The 19,390-nt window shown below is 68.4% G+C and carries 15 protein-coding genes; 9 read left to right on the top strand and 6 right to left on the bottom strand.

Annotated features, from left to right (window positions below):
* Positions 1-35 precede the first annotated feature (35 nt).
* From M4D54_RS01960 to M4D54_RS01945, 4 genes are all read right to left on the bottom strand, one after another.
* Positions 36-2,042: a class I SAM-dependent DNA methyltransferase gene (locus tag M4D54_RS01960; RefSeq protein WP_259889949.1), complete on the bottom strand. Its 2,007-nt coding sequence runs from the start codon at positions 2,040-2,042 to the stop codon at positions 36-38.
* Between the two features lie 169 nt (positions 2,043-2,211).
* On the bottom strand, positions 2,212-2,808 hold the full coding sequence (locus M4D54_RS01955; RefSeq protein ID WP_193866019.1) for a hypothetical protein: 597 nt from the start codon (positions 2,806-2,808) through the stop codon (positions 2,212-2,214).
* On the bottom strand, positions 2,805-3,029 hold the full coding sequence (locus M4D54_RS01950) for a hypothetical protein (RefSeq protein ID WP_193866020.1): 225 nt from the start codon (positions 3,027-3,029) through the stop codon (positions 2,805-2,807). Before M4D54_RS01950 ends, M4D54_RS01955 begins: the two co-directional genes overlap by 4 nt.
* A 275-nt stretch (positions 3,030-3,304) precedes the next feature.
* Positions 3,305-3,919 (bottom strand): DUF6642 family protein, encoded by a 615-nt coding sequence (locus M4D54_RS01945; RefSeq protein ID WP_193866021.1) that lies wholly within the window; start codon positions 3,917-3,919, stop codon positions 3,305-3,307.
* A 115-nt stretch (positions 3,920-4,034) separates the two neighbouring features.
* Between M4D54_RS01945 and M4D54_RS01940 the strand changes: the two genes are divergently transcribed.
* The 5 genes from M4D54_RS01940 (at position 4,035) to M4D54_RS01920 (ending at position 12,194) form a co-directional block, all read left to right on the top strand.
* On the top strand, positions 4,035-5,363 hold the full coding sequence (locus M4D54_RS01940; RefSeq protein WP_259889936.1) for a DUF262 domain-containing protein: 1,329 nt from the start codon (positions 4,035-4,037) through the stop codon (positions 5,361-5,363).
* A gap of 1 nt (position 5,364) precedes the next feature.
* Entirely contained in the window at positions 5,365-7,434 is a 2,070-nt protein-coding gene (locus M4D54_RS01935) for a DUF262 domain-containing protein (protein WP_193866023.1), read from the top strand.
* Positions 7,435-7,443: 9 nt separating this feature from the next.
* Positions 7,444-9,579, top strand: a complete 2,136-nt coding sequence (locus M4D54_RS01930) for a DUF262 domain-containing protein (protein WP_193866024.1) — start codon at positions 7,444-7,446, stop codon at positions 9,577-9,579.
* Positions 9,580-9,801: 222 nt separating this feature from the next.
* Positions 9,802-10,515, top strand: a complete 714-nt coding sequence (locus M4D54_RS01925; protein ID WP_228019428.1) for a hypothetical protein — start codon at positions 9,802-9,804, stop codon at positions 10,513-10,515.
* 194 nt (positions 10,516-10,709) lie between these two features.
* On the top strand, positions 10,710-12,194 hold the full coding sequence (locus M4D54_RS01920; RefSeq protein ID WP_193866025.1) for a C69 family dipeptidase: 1,485 nt from the start codon (positions 10,710-10,712) through the stop codon (positions 12,192-12,194).
* A gap of 10 nt (positions 12,195-12,204) precedes the next feature.
* Here the strand turns inward: M4D54_RS01920 and M4D54_RS01915 are convergent, their stop codons facing one another.
* Complete coding sequence (locus M4D54_RS01915) at positions 12,205-13,704, bottom strand: IclR family transcriptional regulator (protein WP_259889929.1); 1,500 nt, start codon at positions 13,702-13,704, stop codon at positions 12,205-12,207.
* Between the two features lie 97 nt (positions 13,705-13,801).
* Here M4D54_RS01915 and M4D54_RS01910 point away from each other — a divergent pair, with 97 nt between their 5' ends.
* Genes M4D54_RS01910 through M4D54_RS01900 form a run of 3 tightly spaced genes read left to right on the top strand, consistent with a single transcriptional unit; the run spans position 13,802 to position 16,789 of the window.
* Positions 13,802-15,136: an MFS transporter gene (locus M4D54_RS01910; protein ID WP_259889927.1), complete on the top strand. Its 1,335-nt coding sequence runs from the start codon at positions 13,802-13,804 to the stop codon at positions 15,134-15,136.
* A gap of 8 nt (positions 15,137-15,144) precedes the next feature.
* The gene (locus M4D54_RS01905; protein ID WP_193866028.1) at positions 15,145-16,119 is read left to right on the top strand and encodes a hydroxyacid dehydrogenase; all 975 of its coding nucleotides are present in this window, start codon (positions 15,145-15,147) and stop codon (positions 16,117-16,119) included.
* A 1-nt stretch (position 16,120) separates the two neighbouring features.
* Positions 16,121-16,789 carry an RraA family protein gene (locus tag M4D54_RS01900; RefSeq protein WP_193866029.1) on the top strand — a complete coding sequence of 223 codons (669 nt, stop codon included), beginning with the start codon at positions 16,121-16,123 and terminating at the stop codon, positions 16,787-16,789.
* Between the two features lie 22 nt (positions 16,790-16,811).
* Here M4D54_RS01900 and dld read toward each other — a convergent pair whose 3' ends face one another.
* Entirely contained in the window at positions 16,812-18,521 is a 1,710-nt protein-coding gene (gene dld / locus M4D54_RS01895) for a D-lactate dehydrogenase (protein ID WP_193866030.1), read from the bottom strand.
* Positions 18,522-18,898: 377 nt separating this feature from the next.
* Here dld and M4D54_RS01890 point away from each other — a divergent pair, with 377 nt between their 5' ends.
* On the top strand, positions 18,899-19,387 hold the full coding sequence (locus tag M4D54_RS01890) for a helix-turn-helix domain-containing protein (protein WP_193866031.1): 489 nt from the start codon (positions 18,899-18,901) through the stop codon (positions 19,385-19,387).
* Positions 19,388-19,390 lie beyond the last annotated feature (3 nt).

Below are 19,390 nucleotides of genomic sequence, written 5' to 3'. Positions count from 1 at the left end.
ATCCAGCCATCCCGGGCACGGATTGCAAGTGCTTTTCACGCCTCAACCTCCCGCAGCAGCTCCATAATCTCGCCAACGACGCGCTCGAGGTCGGCGTCGATCTCCTCGAGCGGCCGGGGTGGTACGTATTCGTAGAAGTGCCGCGTGAATGGGATCTCGTAGCCGGTCTTGGTCTTGGTCCAGTCGATCCAGGCGTCGTCGACGTGCGGCTTCACCTCGGCGTCGAAGTAGTCCTGCACGGTCTCTTGGAACGCCCCGTGGGTCTTCGGGTGCCCACCCCAGCCGAACGGCACGTTCTCGGTGTCACGCAGCGCGGCGTCCGGTTCGAGTTCGCCCTTCTGCTTGCCGGTCTGCACGCGGCAGTAGTCGGCTTTCCCATCGTGGACGCCGATCACTTGCCAGAGTGTCTTGCGCTGAGCCGGCGTGAGCTTCACGCCCAGGTCGCCGAGATGTGCACCGAGCGCGCGGTTGAACTTCTCGCGGTTCAGGTACCGCTCCTCGCCGAACGACTCGAGCGCCTCAGTGAGCCCGGTGATCTTCCCGAGGGTCTTGTGCTCAGTGACAGCGCTGATCGTCTCGGGGATGCATTCGAAGCGCAGCTGCAGCGGCCGCTCGACGGTCACCGTCCAGTAGGCGAAGTCGCGGTTCGAGAACGTCTTCACGGGCACCTGTTGCTCGCTCTGCTCGTCCTGGGTTCCGGCGAACGCGCGGATGACCCGCTCGCGGTCCTGCTCGGTGATCTCGAGGCGCTTCGAGCCGATGGACTTGCGCAGCTTCGTGCCGAACTTCGAGGCGTCGATCAGCCGCACCGTGCCCTTGTGCTCGGCGACCTTGGCGTTCGAGAGAATCCACAGGTAGGTCGCGATGCCGGTGTTGTAGAACATGTCGTTCGGCAGCGCCACGATCGCCTCGACGAGGTCGCGCTCGAGCAGGTGGCCGCGGATCTCCGAGGGTCCGGAACCGGCGCCGCCGTTGAACAGCGGAGAGCCGTTGAGGACGATGCCGACCTTGCCGCCGCGGCCGGTGTCGTCCACGTCGCGCATCTTCGAGGCCGCGTGCAGCAGGAACAGCATCGCCGCGTCGCCGACGGCCGGCAGGCCCGGTGCGAAGCGTCCCTGACCGCCGCGGGCGTGCTCGCCCTTCACCTCCTGCTCGACGGCCTTCCAGTCTGTGCCGAAGGGCGGGTTCGAGAGCACGTAGTCGAAGCGGCGGTCCTCGAAGCGATCGACGACGAGGGTGTCGCCCTGGCGCACATTGGACGGGTCCTGACCTTTGATGAGCAGATCGGCCTTGCAGATCGCGTAGGTGCGCGGGTTGATCTCCTGGCCGAACAGCGCCGTCGAGGCGTCGGGGTTCAGCTCGTGGAGATGCTCATCGGCGACGGTGAGCATGCCGCCGGTGCCGACGGTCGGGTCGTAGATCGAGCGCACGGTGCCGCGATCGCGCAGCGCCTCAGTGTCCTCGGCGTAGACCAGGTCAACCAGCAGCCGCACGACATCGCGCGGCGTGTAGAACTGGCCCGCGCCCTCGTTCGCGGACTCCGCGAAGCGGTAGATGAGGTTCTCGAACAGGTCGCCCATGTCCGCGTTCGACACGGCATCCGGCGACAGATCGATGCCCTCGAAGTGCCGGACCACCTGGGCGAGCCGGTTCCGCGCATCGAGCGTGCGCAGGACGTTCTCGAAGTCGAAGGACTTGAACACGTCGAGGTTCGCGGAGAATCCGCCGACGTAGTCGATGAGATTCTCGGCGAGGTTGTCGGGGTCCTGCAGAGCCTTCTTCAGCGAGTAGTCGCTCGTCGTCCAGAACGACAGCCCAGAACTGTCCTCGGTGCGGGTCTTGAGCTTCAGGTGCGTGCGCCGCTGCTGCTCACCTGGGTAGCTCGAGACGATGTCGGCCATCACCTCGCGGTGCGGCTTCATCACGCACTCGAGTCGCCTCAGCACGGTGAACGGCAGGATCACGGAGCCGTACTCGGCCTCGCTGTAGGGGCCGCGGAGCGTATCAGCGACGCTCCAGACGAAAGCGGAAAGGCGTGACACGGTCGCTAGAACTCCTGGTCTGGAATGGCGTTTGCTCGTGGGCCGATCCTATCGACGTGGCCGACAGTCGAGAGGGCTGTCCCCTTCGTTGACCCGGTTGCGCAACTGGGTGGGTCCCGCTCCCAGCGCACGACGGAGCAGTGGGGCTTTGGGTGACAGCTCTAGCCGTTCAGGGACCTCGCACGATGCCTGCGGACCAGTCCCCTAGTAGTTCGTCGAACACTTCACGCCGAGACGTTTCCCGTCGCGTTGCGAAGTTCCCTGTCGTCACCACCTCCGGGAGATCGTCGGTCGCAAGTTCCACGACGAGTCCGAGAAACAGCTCTTCGAGGGTCCACTCCGCAACATCGCCAGACCCTGCGTAGGCCTCGGCAAGGAGGTTCGGGGGAAAGGCGATGCCCCTGAAACGTCCGGCGCGCGTTCCGGTCAGGTCAAGAGCTCGACGGAGCAAGGCATCAGCCGCTGGGCCGGAGTTCACCTGAGTGATGTCGTGGCGGGCGCGTTGCGCCGTGGCAAGCCAGGTAGCTCCGTCAGGGCGGTACCCGGCGATAGAAGCGAGCCGAGTGGGCAGGAATGACGAGATCGCCCCGGCGAGGGAGTGCGGATCGGTCGTCGACTGCGGTGTGAGGACGTGGAAGTAAATGGCACCCACCTGGAGCGATTCCTCGCCCGGTGCTGTGGGCAAGGCTTGATCCTCGGGATACAGCACCACGTCGGTCAGGCGCGATCCATCCTCGAGGTCGAGCACCATTCCGAGCCGGCTCATCGCTGCCACTCCTCGAGCTGGTGAGCCATGTCCACGAGACTCTGCCTGGGTGTTTCGAAGGAGATGCCGTCATGGTCGGGCAGATCGGCCTCGAGATCATGCAGCACCAGGAACTCGAGGTGCACATCCGCTTTGGTCGATCCCTTCACGAGGACCGCGAGTCCCGCCGTGTCGTCCTGCACCGTGGGCACAGTCTGCTCGGGGTACGGCTCGGTGGCCATCTGTATGAGTGCCTCAGCGAGGGCGGTGGTGGTCCTCGCCTCGAGCGGCCTCGCCAGGTACCGGACGAGACGATCTGGGGATAGGAGCTCAATGTCCACGACGAGCTCTGTGCTCCCGGTCAGGTCGGGCACTGGTAGCAGAGCGAATGCCGCGCCCGCGGCGGCGAGAAGCCGCGCAGGCTCCCGGACAGCGAGAGTGCGTGCAGCCCCCGCCGCAGCACGACCTCCGCTCGGTGGGTCGTCCGTCCCCTGAGCGTGCCGCGGAGGCTTCTCCCTCATGACGAGGCCTTCGACGTACGCAGCGCTGTTTGGTGCACCTTGGTCTTCGTCGCGACCACGAGTCCGAGCCGCTTCGCGAGCACCGGATGGTCAACCTCCAGCCGCCTGAAGATCCCGCTCGACTTCACCTTCGTGATCAGCTCCTGCAGGAGGATCACCTCGAATGCCGCAGCGTCCGACCACCGGACATCCTTCCGGTAGCCGATGACGGCACGGGCGCGGGTACGGTTCGCGAACTTCTGCAGACGCTTCTCGTCCGCCTTGAGCGTGGAGCAGGACGCGAAGTAGATGACTTTGCCTGAGCAAGCACCGGCGAGGACGTCTTCGAGCTCGTCCAGGGTGAGCCCGCCGTTCTCGTCACCGCTCAAAGAGATTTCCGCTTTCTTCCCGTGCATGGCGAGCCAGAGAACGGGGAAGTCCGCGTACTCGTCCGAGGTCCATTTCTCGAGGTAGTACTCGAATTCAGGACGCGTCACCACGTCGCGGTGTATCCACTGAGCGACCTCGAGTTGTTCGAGCAGCTCGAGGACGGGGCGCACACTCAGACGGCGGGTTAGGTCGCTGTCCCACTCGCCTTCGAGGCAGAAGATGCCGGGCAGGTCTTCACGCATGGATGCTCTTTTCCTCGCTGATCAGGTGGGCACACCGTAACGGCTCGACACGTCGCTCCACGTCGGACTCCGGGAAAAACTACCAGCTGTCGGATCTCGTCGTTACCGTGGCGCCATGGCGATCAATCGCAGCCTCCTGATGTTCCAGACCGTCGAGGACCTGCTCGGTCCGGGACGGACCCCTCTGCGGATCCCGGACTTCCAGCGGCCGTACTCCTGGACCCCGCAGCACGCCCGGCAGCTGGTCACCGACATCGCCTCCGCCCGGGAGCGCCGCCCGGAGCAGCCCTACGTGATGGGCACGATGATCCTGCTGCAGAGGCCGGGCGAGGATCACTTCGAAGTGGTCGACGGGCAGCAGCGCCTTCTCACCCTGCACATGCTGCGCACCTTGCTCCGCGACGGGAGGCTGCGAGATCTCGCCTCCGGCACGACGCCGATCCATCGCGTCTACCAGGGGCTCGCCCGGCTCGTCGAGAAGATGCAGGACAAGGCTGGCTACCTGCGCTTCCTCGACTCCCGAGCCCAGGTTCTACGGATCGTCACCGATGACGAGGACGAGGCGTTCCAGTTCTTCGACTCGCAGAACTTCCGTGGCAAGGCCCTGCGCCCCCACGACCTGCTCAAGGCCTTCCATTTGCGGGAGATGGTCGCGACCACGGCTGCCGAGCAGCGGGCCGTGGTCGAGCAGTGGGAGTCGGCCGAGGAGAATGACCTCGACCGACTCTTCGGCACCTATCTAGCTCGCATCCACTGGTGGAGCCGGAATCTTCCTGCCCATGCCTTCACCGCCGAGGATCTCGACCTCTTCAAGGGCGTCAGCCGTTCCACGCCCCGTCTGCCGGCCACCGAGTACCACCGCGCCGCGAAGACGGTTCTTCCCGGGGTCCAGCAGTGGGCGCATCCGGACGCCGATGAGCGTGCCGCGCGGGACCTCCGGCGGGCCCGGCATCAGCTGGACGCGCCGCTCTCCGCCGGTCGCTCGTTCTTCGACTTCGCGACTTTCATGCTCGAGGAGATGGAGCGCTTCGAGAACCTGCTCTTCCGTCGGGACACCGAGATGGGGGATCCGGATCCGGACCTCGAGATCTTCCGCGTCGGAGCACGTTTCCGCTTCAACCGGGAGCTGTACATTGCTGCGGCGCTTTACTTCACCAACAAGTACTCGGAGGACGATCTGCACGAGATCAGGCCGCGCCTGTTCCGCTGGGCGTTCGGGCCGCGTCTCGCGTACGAGAGGCTCGGGTGGAAGTCGACAGACAACTTCGCGCGGGGGCTCGCGACGGCCCGAGAGGGACTCGCGGCGTTCAATCTCTTCGCCCGCATGCGCGACAGCCTCGATCCCGCGCAGCTCGCTCTCGAGAACCTTCCGATTCCGCCGACCGTCCGCTCCACGAGCGAGGACGACAAGACGCTCCAGGCGCTGCTCGAGGAGATCCGCTGACATGACGCAGACCCACACCGCCCACGATGTCCAGGCGATCCCCGTCGGCCGTCTCTTCACCGAATCCCACGAGCGATATTCCGTGCCGCTGTACCAGCGGAACTACACCTGGGGCGAGGAGCAGATCCATCGCCTCCTCCAGGACGTACTCGACGAGGCCGGGCAGCCCGAACTCAAGGAGTACTTCTTGGGGAACCTCGTGGTCGCGCCACCGGCACGTCCGGACGAACCGTTCGACGTGATCGACGGGCAGCAGCGCCTGACCACGTTGTACATCCTGCTGTCCGTGCTGCGACGGGATCGCGACTTCCCCGCGATCACCGGCGACCTGCAGCCGCTCACCTACGAGGCCCGCGACAAGGCAACTGCCGCCCTGCGGACCGTCGCGCGCGGTGGAGTCACCGCGGAGGACGTGGAGGTCGATCGTGAGGACTCCGGGATCCGCCGCGCGGAGGGGATCATCGCCGAACGTCTCGCCGATCCTGTGCTGCGGCAGAAGCTGATCGAGAGCCGCTTCGTCGAGTACCTGCTGACGAAGGTGCTTCTGATCCGGATGCCCATCGATCGGTCCACGGACCTGAACCAGTACTTCGAGATCATGAACACCCGCGGCGCCCAGCTCAGCCCGGTCGACATCGTCAAGGCCCGCCTACTGCGCTGCCTGCAGCATCCCGACGATCGCGCGCTGCTGAACCATGTCTGGTCAGCCTGCTCCGACATGGAGCATTACGTGACGATGACCGTGACCGCCGGCGACACCGCCTGGCGCGCGATGGTCTTCGGCGATTCCTGGGAGGGGCTGCCCAGCGCGGACTTCACCGAGCTGCGGGACCAGCTGATCACGCAGAACCCGGCGGCGATCGCGCCTGCATCAGACCCCAGCACGGCGGCACCGGCCGCGGCGATGGATCTGAACCAGGCGATCTCCCTCTACGCACGCACCGAGACGACGAAGGAAGCGGCCGAGGTCAGCGAGGGAGAGCGATTCACCTCGCAGATCACCTTCCCGACGTTCCTCCTGCACGCGTTGGCCGTGCGCCCGATGGTCGGCGATACGACATCGCTAGACCGGCAGCTCGACGACAAGCAGTTGGTCGACCGATTCACTCGTCGGCTCCAGGAGCTCGACGCCGACGCGCGCGAGGACTGGGTCCAGCGCTTCACCACCGATCTGCTGCGCTTGCGCGTGCTCTTCGATCGGTACGTCCTCAAGCGCGATGCGACCCTCACCTCCGGGCACGAGTCGACGAGCGATGAGGAGCCGGGCAGCTGGTCGCTCTTCCGTGTGGCACGCGGCGAATCCTCGAAAACCGGGACCGTGCGCTACTCCCCGCGGTACCGGCCGACCTTCGCCGACGACGAGAGCGGCGCCAGACCGCGCTCGCTGCAGCGCCGGATCCTGCACCTGCAGTCGGCGCTGCGCATCACCTACACCTCGCCGAGGACCATGCACTGGGTCACCGAGGTGCTGCGCCATGCACTGGACCGTGCGGACAGCGGTGAGGCGGTCACGGCGGAGGGGCTGTACGGCGTGCTGCAGCGCCATGCGCTGGACCGGCTCGACGCGGCGCTGCACCCCGACGGAGAGAAGAACGAGGTCGGGCCCGACGGTCTCCCGCTGGGCTTCGGGATCCCGCGCATCGTCTTCACCTATCTCGACTACCTGCTCATCGAGCGGGAGAACGCGTGGGACTTCACCTTCAGCTACCGCACCTCTGTCGAGCACTTCTCCCCAGGGACCGAGGACGTGGAGCACGCCTCCCCCGCTGAGCACGTCGAGGACCGGCAGTTGCTGGATTACCTCGGGAACCTCGCCCTCGTCACCGTCAGCACGAACTCGAAGTTCAGCAACTACCAGCCCGGGCACAAGGCGCAGAACCTCGCGGCGCGTCGGCAGAGTCTGAAGCTCGACCTCATGGCGCGGCGCGCTGCAGCGGGAAGCTGGAACGACGCGGACATCCTGGAGCATCATCGGGAGATGGTGGAGCTGCTGTTCGAGGCGTTGGGGCAGGAACCTCCGGTGCTCCGCAACGCGACGGAACCCGCGCCGCATGACAGTGACAACGCATAAGGTCGAAGAATGGATACTCGCGTCCAGTCCCCCGGTCAGCTCTTCCAGCTGCCGCAGACCCTCGTGATCCCCCTGTTCCAGCGTCCCTACGTCTGGACCGAGGAACGGCAGTGGATCCCGCTGTGGGAGGACGTCGTGCGGCTCGTCGAACTCCGGATGGACCAGGCACCGTCGGCCACCCACTTCCTGGGCGCCGTGGTGATGCAGCAGAGCCGGGGTCAGATGGGATTCGCTGACGAGTACTCGCTGATCGACGGCCAGCAGCGATTGACCACGATCCAGCTTCTGCTCAACGCGGCGAGCATCGCGCTGCGCGATGCTGGGCAGTCCACGTCGGCCGAGCATCTCCAGATGCTCACCCTTCACGAGAGGAAGCTCGGATTCGAGGGTGCGGAGCGTTTGAAGGTGCGCCATACCAACGGAGACGGTGTCCCGTTCCTGCAGGCGATGCTTCCTGGGGACGCTCCGGACCTCGCGGCGGAATCAGCCGCCCATCCCATCCTGCTCGCGCACCGGTTCTTCTACGACCGGGTCCGCGAGTGGCTCGCCGACGGGGACGGCGACGAACTGCCCCGTCGCGCGACCGCGCTCGCGATGGCGCTCAGCCGCGGCTTCGAGATCGTCGTGATCAGCCTCAACACCGAGGAGGACTCCCAGTCCATCTTCGAGACGCTGAACGCGCGCGGCACGCCGCTCACGCAGGCGGACCTCGTCAAGAACCTCGTGTTCCAGAAGCTCGACGCCGAGGGCGCGGATATCCAGCAGGCGTACGAGCAGAACTGGCGCCTGTTCGACGAGCCGTTCTGGACGAACGAGGTGCGCCTCGGCCGATTCACGCTCCCGCAGGTCTCCTTGTTCCTGAACCACTGGCTGGTCGCCGAGACCGGCGAGGAAGTGCGTACCCCAGCCACCTTCGCCCGCTTCAAGCATTGGCTCGAGTACGAGAGCACCCGCTCGGTGCGTGAGGTGGTCAGCGACCTCCATGCCCAGGCCGTCCAGTACCAGGCGTGGATCACCGCGGCGACGTCACGCGAGGGCGCCGTCGATGCGGTGGAGCTGTTCTTCTACCGCTCCCTCGCCGCCGGCACTCGTGCCACCACCCCCCTGGTCCTCTGGCTCTTCGACAACGCCAATCGGGTTCCCCGCGACATCGCGGAGGAGGCATTGAGGTGGTTCGAGAGCTGGGTCGTCCGCCGCGCGATCCTCGGCCTCTCCACGGGCGACATGTCCCGCTCGGTCGCCCAGCTCATCAGCGAGCTGCGCGAGATCGATCCCACGGAGGTCGCTTCCAGGCTGCGCGACTCGCTCACGACCTGGACCACGCCCACCACCTACTGGCCCACGGATGCCGAGGTCGAGCGCAGCCTGCACATCGCACCCGTCTACCGCACTCTCTCCCGTTCCCGACTGCGGATGGTGCTCGAGGCGATCGAGGACGATGCTCGCGGCTACAGCTCGGGCAGACGGGCATGGAGCGGAAGTCGGGTGCCGCGCGACACCATGAACATCGAGCACATCCTCCCGCGACAGTGGCGTCAGAACTGGCCCGTCGCCACGGCTCAGGACGAGATCGATCGCGACGAGCACGTGCACCGCCTCGGCAACCTCACTCTACTCACCACCTCGCTGAATTCCTCGGTCTCGAACCGCGCATGGGCCGGGAAGCAGGAGGCGCTGACTCGCCACGACGTCCTGCTGATGAACCGAGGCCTGCGCGACGCCGTGGACTGGGACGAAGCGAGCATCTCCCGGCGTACCGCGGACGCCATCGACGCCGTTATCCGCACCTGGCCGGTCCCGACGGACCACACCGTGGTCCCCGAGAGCCACAAGGGAGAAGCCGACACCTCATGGATCGACTTCCGCCACGTCGTCGGTGTCGGACTCATCGAACCGGGAACCACACTCCGGGCCCGGAACCCCCATGAAGCAACCGCCTCCGTCCTCGCCGACGGCCGCATCGAGGTCCGCGGAACCGCCTACGACAGCCCGTCAGGTGCCGGCAAAGCTGTCCGTGGAGGTACGACCAACGGGTGGAACTTCTGGATCCTCCCGGACGGGCGCCGGCTCAACGCGCTGAAGGAGCCGTACCGTCGGCTGCTCGATGAGAAGCGCTCGTCGGCGCGGAGCAGCGCAGACGCCTGATCTCCGGCGGAGGTCGTGTCCGGCTACGACGCGTCGGGCTCGTCCGAGGTTTTGCCTGCAGAGCGCCGCGAGAATAGCGAGCCCATTCGGCCCGCCGTCGCCGCAGCGGCGCCCTTCACGGCGGATCCGGCCCCCATCACGATGCCCGTGGCGCCGCTCGAGGCAGGCTCCTCCCCCTCCTCCGTGGAGTCCGGTCGAGACGGCTTGAGGGAGCCGGCGGCGATGCTGCACCGTGCCGCGCCGTGGGGGCCGGTGCCGATCTCCGGGATGCCGGTCGCGCTCACCCCGGCCGAACGGGAGGCGTACGAGGCGGAGTGGGGCGAGTTCTGCCGGGAGATGGACCTCGCGCGCCGCGGACGCTACACCGCGAAAGGGCGGGCTGCGCTGCTGCGCTTCCGGCAGAAGGCCGGGCTGCTCCGCGTGGACTCGACGGTGCAGTGGATCGCGCAGCAGGTCGAGGCGGAGCGGCAGGTGGCCTGCTCGGTCGAGTTTGTGACCACCGCCGCGGACCCGATCACGGAGCGCCTGCGGGACGCGGGTCTCGAGGTCGCGACGATCTTCGGCCGGGACCGCTTCGACGTCGAGGAGCAGCGGCTGCGCTTCCAGACCGGGCAGGCGAAGGTCTGCGTGTTCACCACCTTCGCCTCGATCAGCCTCCACGCCGGCGAGACCCTCCCCGGCGGGAAGCAGGCGAGCACGGAGCCGCGGGTCGGAATCTTCCATCAGGCCCGCTTCTCCGGGATCGCCGGCCGACAGGTCACCGGCCGCACCCACCGCGACCACCAGGTCTCCCCCTGGCACATCGCCTACGCCGAGGACACGGTCGAGGAACAGGTGTCCAAGGTGATGGTGGAGCGGATCGCCGCCGCCTCCGACACCGTCGGCGGCGACACCGAGGGGCTGACGGACGTGGCGCAGCTGCTCGGCGCGGACTGACTGCCGACGGCGAGCCTCATGGAGGGCAGCGCCTGAGCGGCGAACCTGTCGTGTGCTCTGCCTCGATCGCTGCTCTTCTCCCCCGACGGATCGGTGCCGCCGGACGCAGCACCATGGTACGGGCCACCTTGTGCCGGGAACAGGTCTACGGTGGGGAACGCACACCGTCCCCGCGCCCCAGGAGTCACCCGCTCATGCCCTGCACCACCCTCCTCGTCGGCCGCCGTGCGAGCGCCGACGGCTCCCCGCTCGTCGCCCGCACCGAGGACTCCTCGGCCGGCAGCTTCGATCCGAAGCGGGCCGTGGTGGTGCGTCCCGAGGACCAGCCGCGCAGTTACACCTCCGTGCTCGGCGGGCGCGCGATCGAGCTGCCCGAGAACCCGCTGCGCTACACCGCGATCCCGAACGCCCTGCCGGAAGAGGGGATCTGGGGCTGCGCCGGGATCAACGCGGCGAACGTCGCGATGAGCGCGACCGAGACGATCACCTCCAACCCTCGCGTGCTCGCCGCGGATCCGCTGGTCGAGCGCGACGGGGAGACCCCGGGTGGCTTCGGCGAGGAGGACTTCGTGACCCTCGTGCTGCCCTACATCCGCTCGGCCCGCGAGGGCGTTGAGCGGCTCGGGGCGCTGCTGGCCGAGCACGGCACCTACGAGATGAACGGGATCGCGTTCAGCGACGCCGAGGACATCTGGTGGCTGGAGACCGTGGGCGGGCACCACTGGATCGCGCGGCGCGTGCCGGAGGACCACTACGTGACGATGCCGAACCAGCTGGGCATCGACTCCTTCGATCTCGAGGACGCCGAGGGGCCCGGTCGCGACCACCTCGCCAGCCCCGACCTGCGAGCCTTCCTGCGCGAGCACCACCTCGACCTCACCCTGCGCGAGGACGGGCAGCGCGAGGACGTGTTCAACCCCCGCGAGGCGTTCGGCTCCCACACCGAGCACGACCACCTCTACAACACGCCCCGCGCCTGGTACATGCAGCGCACCCTCAGCCCGCACGCCGAGGACTGGGACGCAGGGCGCCCCGGCGCGAGCCCCGACGCCGACGACCTCGCCTGGAGCCGCCGGCCCGAGCGCCTGCTGACGATCGAGGACGTCAAGGATGTGCTCTCCTCTCACTACCAGGGCACCGTCTTCGACCCCTACTCCGCGCGCGGCACCGACGCGGAGCGCCGCACCTTCCGCCCCATCGGCATCAACCGCCACAACGCGCTGGCGATCCTGCAGATCCGCGGCGACCTGCCCGCCTCGCATCGCTCGGTGCAGTGGATCGCCTACGCCTCGCTGCCGTTCACGACGCTGATCCCGATGTTCACGAACGTCGAGGAGGCCCCGGCCTATCTTTCGACCACCGGCGAGACGGTCTCCACCGACAGCTTCTACTGGACCTCGCGCATGATCGCGGCGCTGGCCGATGCGCACTTCCACCAGGTGATCCCGCTCATCGAGCGCTACCAGCAGCGCACCCTCGCGCTCGGCCGCAGCGCCGTCCACACGGCCGACGAGGAGGCCGCCGCAGCCGGTACGGCGGGCGAGGTGCCGGCCCTGCTCGCCGCAGCGAACACCCGGATCGCCGAGCGGATCCGCACGGAGACCGAGGCGCTGCTCGGCCAGGTGCTGTTCACGGCGAGCGACCGCATGACCAACCGGTTCTCGCGGTCGGACGGGTGAGGTGACGTCGTCAGACGGTGAGCAGCGCTGAGAGGCGGGCTGCAGCGGCCCTCACCAGGTCGCCGTAGTCCGTCGACCTCGACCTGTCCACGCGGCTGCGGGGGATGGTCAGGCCCACGGATCCCTGGACGATCCCGTTGATCCGCACCGGGGCCGCGACCCCGTACGCCTGGGGGATCCGTTCGCCCTCCGCGACGGCATAGCCGCGCTCCCTGATCTCGGCGAGCTCCTGCTCGAGGGGGCCCGGCACCGCACGCCTCTCCTCCCCGGCGCCTCCCGGACGCGGAGAGGAGAGCAGCTCGGGACGGAAGGCGAGGACCGCCTTCCCGATCGCCCCCACCTCGAGCGGCACCGGCTCCCCGAGCGGCAGCACGTACTGGACCGTGCGCCGGCTGGTGATGCTCGCCCTGGTGGTGAGGACCCCGTCGTCTCCGATCAGGGACAGCCCGGCGGTCTCATGCGTCTCGGACTCGAGCGCTCTGAGCACGGGCCGGCTGAGCACCTCGGGCACGAGCGATCGACCGGCCCTGGCCACCCATCGGAACAGCGTCGGTCCGGGCAGCCACCCGCCGCCACCCTCGATCACCAGCCCGCTCTCCTGCGCCGCGGAGAGCAGCGAGGCGCAGGCGACCCGCCCCACTCCCTGCTCCTTGAGGCGGGCGTGGGTCACCGGGACGGTGGGGGTGCGCACCAGCATCTCGAGCAGCGCGACCACCTTGTCGATGTGGGTCCGCGCTGCGCGGGGGGCGGACGCTGAGGCGTCGGGATGCGGGCCGCCCCCGGCGCGGGCGATCGCCTCGGCGGCCTTCCGCAGGCTCGCCACGATCTCGGGGACGTCGGCGTCCTCGAAGTCCCATGAGGGACGCGAGCGCGAGACCGAGGCAGTGACGCCCGGCGCGAGCTCGAGGGCCACCGCGACCCCCGCGGCATCGGGGAAGTTCTGCCCGACGCTGACCACATACCCCTGTCGGCGCGCTTCGCCGAGCAGCGCTGCGCGGGCGGGGACCTCCAGGGTCCGCTCGGTCGGGCGCTCCGCGTCGAAGGACCACTGCTCCTCGGGGAGCTGCGAGAGGATGGCCAGCCCCGCCGCGCCCGCATGCGTGGGGAGGGTGGTCCCCGGGCGGATCACGTACCTCAGAGGGCTCGTCGCCTCCCGGCTGCTGAGCACCGTGCACGTGCGTCCTCCGCGATCCTCCACGGAGAGGAAGACCGTGCCGCCGATCTGCCGGCGCGCCCTGTCCAGGGCCCCGTCCGCAGCGGCGAGCGCGGGGTGGGACCTCCAGAGCTCGTGCCCGAGGACCTCCATCCGAGGCCCCAGCGCGTACCGCTCGTCGTCCCACTGCTGCGCCAGGTCGAAGGAGGCGAGCGCCTGCAGCGTCCTGTTCGCGGTCGACCTGCTCAGGCCCGTGGACTCGGAGAGCTCGCGCACCCCCCAGGAGCTGTCTGCCCGTGCGACCAGTGCGTCCAGGAGGCGAAGCACAGCAGCGGTCCCGGTGGCGCGTTGGTCCATGGACCCGAGTATCGCAGGCCCCTTGCCGAGGGGCGCGAGTGCCTCTACCCTTCTAAAAGTGGGACACCGTCCTACCTATCGACTCAAAGGAGAGATCGTGAACCAGCACGCTGCTCCGCGCGCGACCACCGAGCCCCCGGGCGCCGCCCGCAAGAAGGAGGCCAAGAAGGCGACCTGGGTCGCCGTCTTCGGCACCTTCGTCGAGTACTACGACTTCAGCGTCTACGGCTACGTCGCCGCGACCATCGCCATGGCCTTCTTCCCCGCGGGGAACACGGCGGCGGCCCTGCTGAACTCCTTCGCCATCTTCGGCCTGGCCTTCGTCGCACGACCCGTCGGCGCGTGGTTCTTCGGGCATCTCGGGGACACCCGGGGCCGTCGCACCGCGCTGATCGCGACGATCACGCTGATGGGCATCGCCTCGGGCATAACCGGCCTGCTCCCCGTCTACGCGCAGATCGGGCTCGCCGCACCGGCGCTCCTGGTCATGATGCGATTCCTCCAGGGGTTCTCGGCTGGCGGGGAGATCGGCGGCGCGGCGGCGTACATCCGCGAGTGGGCGTCGCCCGGCCGACGCGCCTTCTACATCTCGTTCATCCCGAGCTTCGCGAATCTGGGCAAGGGGCTGGCGGCCGGCGTGGCCGCCATCATGGCGACCTCGCTCTCGGCGGACCAGATGGTCTCCTGGGGATGGCGGGTGCCGTTCCTGCTGGCCATCCCCTTGGCCTTCGCCGTGATCTGGATGCGCCTGCACATCGAGGACAGCCCGGAGTTCCGCGAGCTGCAGCGCTCGAGCGAGACGGCCCCGGTGCGGAAGACCCCGCTGCGGACGATCTTCCGCAAGCACCCCGCCGCGCTCCTCAAGGTGACCCTGATCGCCACGGTCCAGACCACGGGGACCTACGTCGGCACCGTCTTCGTCGCCACCTACTTCTCCGAGTTCCTCGGGTTCACCTCGGGGCAGGCCTCCACGATCGTGCTCCTGGCGGTGCTCTTCGCGGCGCTGCTCATCCCCGTCGCCGGCCTGCTGGGGAATCGTCTCGGCGGCCGCAGGATCCTTCTGATCTGCTACGCCGCCTACGTGCTCGTCACGCTGCCCGAGTTCTTCCTGATGCAGCAGCACAGCTTCGGCCTCGCGCTGCTCGGGCTGATGATCGGGATCCTCCCCTACGCGCTCTGCCAGGTGGGCACCTACTCCACCATGCCCGAGCTGTATCCCACGGACGTGCGCCACACCGGCATCTCGTTCGGGCACAGTACCGGTTCCGTGATCGGCGGAGGACTCATGCCGTACCTGTCGACCTACCTCATCGGCGCGACGGGCAACACCTATATGCCCGCCTTCCTCCTCATCCTGGCAGGCCTCGTCGGCCTCGTGACCGTGGGGGTGTTCGTCCGCAAGAATCCCGACGGCTCGCACCTCTACCGATAAGGGACACCGTGGCCGAGATCTACGTTCCCGAACCCATCCACCCCTCCGTGCTGGAGGACATGGAGCGACGGCACGTGGTGCACCGAGGATTCGGTCCGCAGGCCGTGCCCTACGAGAGCGTCGCCGAGCGGATCGAGGCGGTGATGCCGCGGAGCGAACCCTTCCGCGCCGACCGGATCGCGGCCTCGCCGGTGCTCCGCGTGATCGCCCGTCACGGGGTCGGCGTCGACACCGTCGACGTCGACGCGGCCACCGCCGCCGGCGTCCAGGTCACCTACGTGCCCGCCGGGAACACGAACGCCGTCGCCGAGCACGTCTTCGCGCTGGGTCTCGCGCTGAGGCGCCACATCGCCACGGCGCACCGGGAGGTCTCCGACACCGGATGGCCGCGGGAGAAGTCGCATCTCGTCGGCGAGGAGCTGAGCGGAGCGACCCTGGGGATCATCGGCTACGGGAACATCGGCCGGAGGGTCGCGGCCATCGCGAGCGCCTTCGGGATGCGCGTGCTGGTAAGCGACCCCTATCTGCCCGCGGAGGGCGCGGAGGGCGACGCGCGCACGGTCGGGCTGGACACGCTCCTCCTCGAGTCCCAGCTCATCAGCATGCACGTGCCCCTCACCGATTCCACGAGGAACCTGATCGGCGCGGAGGAGCTGGAGCGCATGCGCACCGATGCGGTCCTGGTGAACACCTCGCGCGCCGGGCTCGTGGACGAGCGCGCCCTCGTGGAGGCTCTCGACGCCGGGACGATCGCCGGAGCTGCTCTGGACGTCCTCGCCGCGGAATCAGCATCCGGTCCGGTCGAAGTCGGGGGGCGCCCTCCTGCGGAGGTCCCCCATCTCCTCGTGACCCCGCACATCGCCGGTCAGACCGCGCAGTCGCTCGCCGCCGTCGGAGCGACGGCGCTCAGCGACATCGAGGCGGTCCTCGCCGGGCGCACTCCTGCCCACCCCGTCAACGAGCCCACGACCCCGGAGGCCTGAAATGTTCATCGCTGCAGATGCGAGCACCATCGATATGTCCGCGCCCTGGGAGCGCCTGCCCGACGAGCAGGTGCAGCGCCTGGCGGACATCCCGGTCGCGCTCATCGGCGACACCCGCAGGCGCCTCGGCATGATGGCGGCGGCGCTGCGCCCGGTGACCCGCCAGCGACGGATCGTCGGATCGGTCCTCCCGGTCCTCACCTGGGAAGGCGACAATCTGGCGATCCATGCCGCCCTGGATGCGGCCCGGCCGGGAGACGTGCTGGTGATCAACGCCAATGCGGAGATCAACCGGTCCGTCTTCGGGGACATCCTCGCCGAGATCTGCCTCCACAAGGGGGTGACCGGCGTCGTCATCGACGGCGCGGTGAGGGACGTCGACACCATCGACCAGCTCGGGCTCCCGGTCTTCGCCCGGGGCATCAGCCCCGCCGGCCCCGCGAAGCACGGACCTGGCGCGGTCGGATACCCGGTCGCATGCGGCAATGTCGTCTGCAACCCCGGCGACATCGTCGTCGGCGACACGGACGGGGTGATCGTGCTGCCCGCGAGGTCCCTGGACACGGTCCTCGAAGCCGTCGATGCCCAGGAGGCGACGGAGGAGGCCATTCGCGCGCGGATCAGGCAGGACGCCCCGAGGGAGCGGCCCGCGGGCATCGCCGCGGGATGAGGCGCCCAGGGCCGACGGGGCCTCAGTCCCACCCCTTCTTCGCCGACGTCTCCCCCACCCCGGCGTTGAACATGTTCAGCGGGTCGAGCTCACGGTAGTGGGCGACCAACTGCTCGGGGGCCGGGTAGATCCGGCCGAAGTTGTGCTCGGCGGGGACCGCAGCGCCGCGGTCCACCAGCAGCTGCGTCATCCGCTTCTTCAACGCGACCGGGTCCACGCCCTTCTTCGCCACATGATCCTGGTGCAGGACGTGGCAGAAGAAATGGCCGAAGTAGGCGCTCTCGAGCAGCTGGTCCGCGATCTCCTCGGGCAGGCGCTCCAGCCAGTCCTCCTCGTCCCGGCGCAGGGCCACATCGAAGGTGACCATCGCCGAGGCCTCGGCGCGGTGCATGACGTAGTAGCGGCTCGCGGCGCTGGCGACGCCGAAGCGGATCAGGGTCGCGCTCTGGGCCTCGTCGGCGTCGCACTCGAAGAAGTCGCCCTCGTGCTCGGGGCCGGCGAAGAACTCGCGGAGCAGCTGGGCGGTCGCCGCGCGCTCGCTGCCGCTGACCACCAGCAGCAGGTGATGGTCGAAGCGGTCGCGGTAGTCGGTGAGCCGGGACGGGATCTTCTCCGGCACCAGGGAGAAGAGCTTCTGGGAGATCGCATCGGCGGTGGAGGGCCCGAAGCCGGGCAGCTTCGCGAACACGCCGTTGGCCCAGCCCTTCAGCGCGAACATGCGCACCAGGGTGCGGGAGCCGGCGTGCTTGAGCGAGACGTAGGTGTCCTTGCCGTACTCGGTCGCGAGGTCGAAGGCATGCGCGCTCATGTACTCGCCCGAGATCGGCAGCGGGCCGTCGGCGGCGAGGAACTCACGGCGCAGCGCCTCGAGATCGGAGGGGCGGTCGGTGCCGATGTAGAAGGTGGCCTTGTCCTTCTCGAGCGGGAAGGTGCGGGTGCGCACGGCGAACACCATGATCTTGCCGGCGCTGCCGGAGGCCTCGTGGAGGAAGGTCGGGTCGGCGTTGAAGCGGGCCGGGGTGTCGGCCAGCTGTCGCACGTGGTCCGCGTAGTCGGTGCCGGTGGAGTCGGGCGGCGGCGGGGTGACGTCGGCGGCGTCCCAGTCCCCGCGCTCGAGCCGGTCGAGGATGTGCGTGGGATCGGTGCCGAGATCGATCCCGAGGTGGTTCACCAGGTGGATCCGGCCGTCCTCATCGACGCGGGCGAAGATCGCCTGCTCCGTGTAGGCGGGGCCCTTGCGCATCTGGGAGCCGCCGGAGTTGTTCGCGATGCCGCCGACGACGGTCGCGCCGATGGAGCTCGAGCCGATCACCGAGTGAGGCTCGCGGCCGTGCGCGGCGAGCTTCTCCTCGAGCGAGAACAGGGTGGCGCCGGCCAGGCTGATCGCCTCGCGGGCATCGTTGATGAGGTGGATCCCGTCGATCCGCAGCGTGGAGAGGATGACGATGTCGCGGTCGTAGTCCTGGTCGCCGGGGCCGGAGCCGCCGGTGAGCCCCGTGTTCGCGGCCTGCGTGATGACGATCAGATCGTGGTCCACGCATACCTGCAGTGCCCGCCACATGTCCACCAGCGAGCCGGGCCGCAGCACGGCGAGCACCTCACCGGCGCCGAAGCGGTCACCCGTGGTGAACGGCGCGGTGGCACGCGCCGAGGTGAGCACGTGCTTGCGCCCCATGATCCGGGTGAAGGCCTCGACGGCCTCGGCCGATCGCTGGTTCCTCGGTGTGCGCATATCTGGCTGCTCCTTCACGTCTGGTGCTCCGAGCACGCTGCGGTGTTCGGGGCCGTCGCGACCCCCTCGACAGCGTAATAATCTCCGAACGTCGCATGCTGGGCGGGCCCGACGACAGCGGCCTTCTCGGGCGGTGAGAGGCGCGGACGGCTGATCAGCTCAGGATGCCGTGCCGTCGGCCTCGGCGTTCGCGGCGCGCACGGCCTCGAGGTGCACGGACTTCACCCGGTCCACGGAGTCCGCGAAGTCGTCGTGGCCGCGGGCTCAGCGCGCGACGTACGGGCAGACGGACACGATCCGCTTGCCCTGCTCGACGCGCGCGCCTGTTGCCTTTCGTTTCTTTCGACTACGATGGCAGAGCGACTTCAGGAGACTCCATGAACACTGCACGACACCCCGCCCCTGAGACCTATCTGCCCAGAGAAGACGAACAGGGTCGACTGCTCGACCTCGTCTCCGCCCTTCGCGACCGGGGTACCGAGATCACTGCGCAGCCGGCGCTCATCAACGCCAACGGACAGCGGTTCGAGCTGCCCGCCGACGTGGCGGATGCCTTCGAACAGATCGTCGGCCATCTCGCACAGGGGCAGGGAGTGACGGTGGTCCCGCATCACCGACTGCTCACCACCCAGGAAGCAGCAGATCTCCTCAACATCTCCCGCCCCACCTTCGTCAAGCTGCTCGAGTCGGGCGAGCTGGCGTTCGAGATGCGTGGGCGTCACCGACGCGTCCGCCTGCAGGATGTCCTCGACTTCCAGGACTCACTGCGGCAGAACCGCGCAGACGCGCTCGATGAGATGCAGGACCAGGCAGTGGAGGACGGCCTCTACGACCTGCTGGACGGCCCGCCGCCGAGTACCCGCTGAGCT

The sequence above is a fragment of the Brachybacterium sp. p3-SID1565 genome (assembly GCF_025143785.1).
Lineage (GTDB): Bacteria > Actinomycetota > Actinomycetes > Actinomycetales > Dermabacteraceae > Brachybacterium > Brachybacterium epidermidis.
The sequence above is the reverse complement of the archived record's forward strand: the minus strand, read 5'-3'. Positions and strand labels throughout refer to the sequence as shown.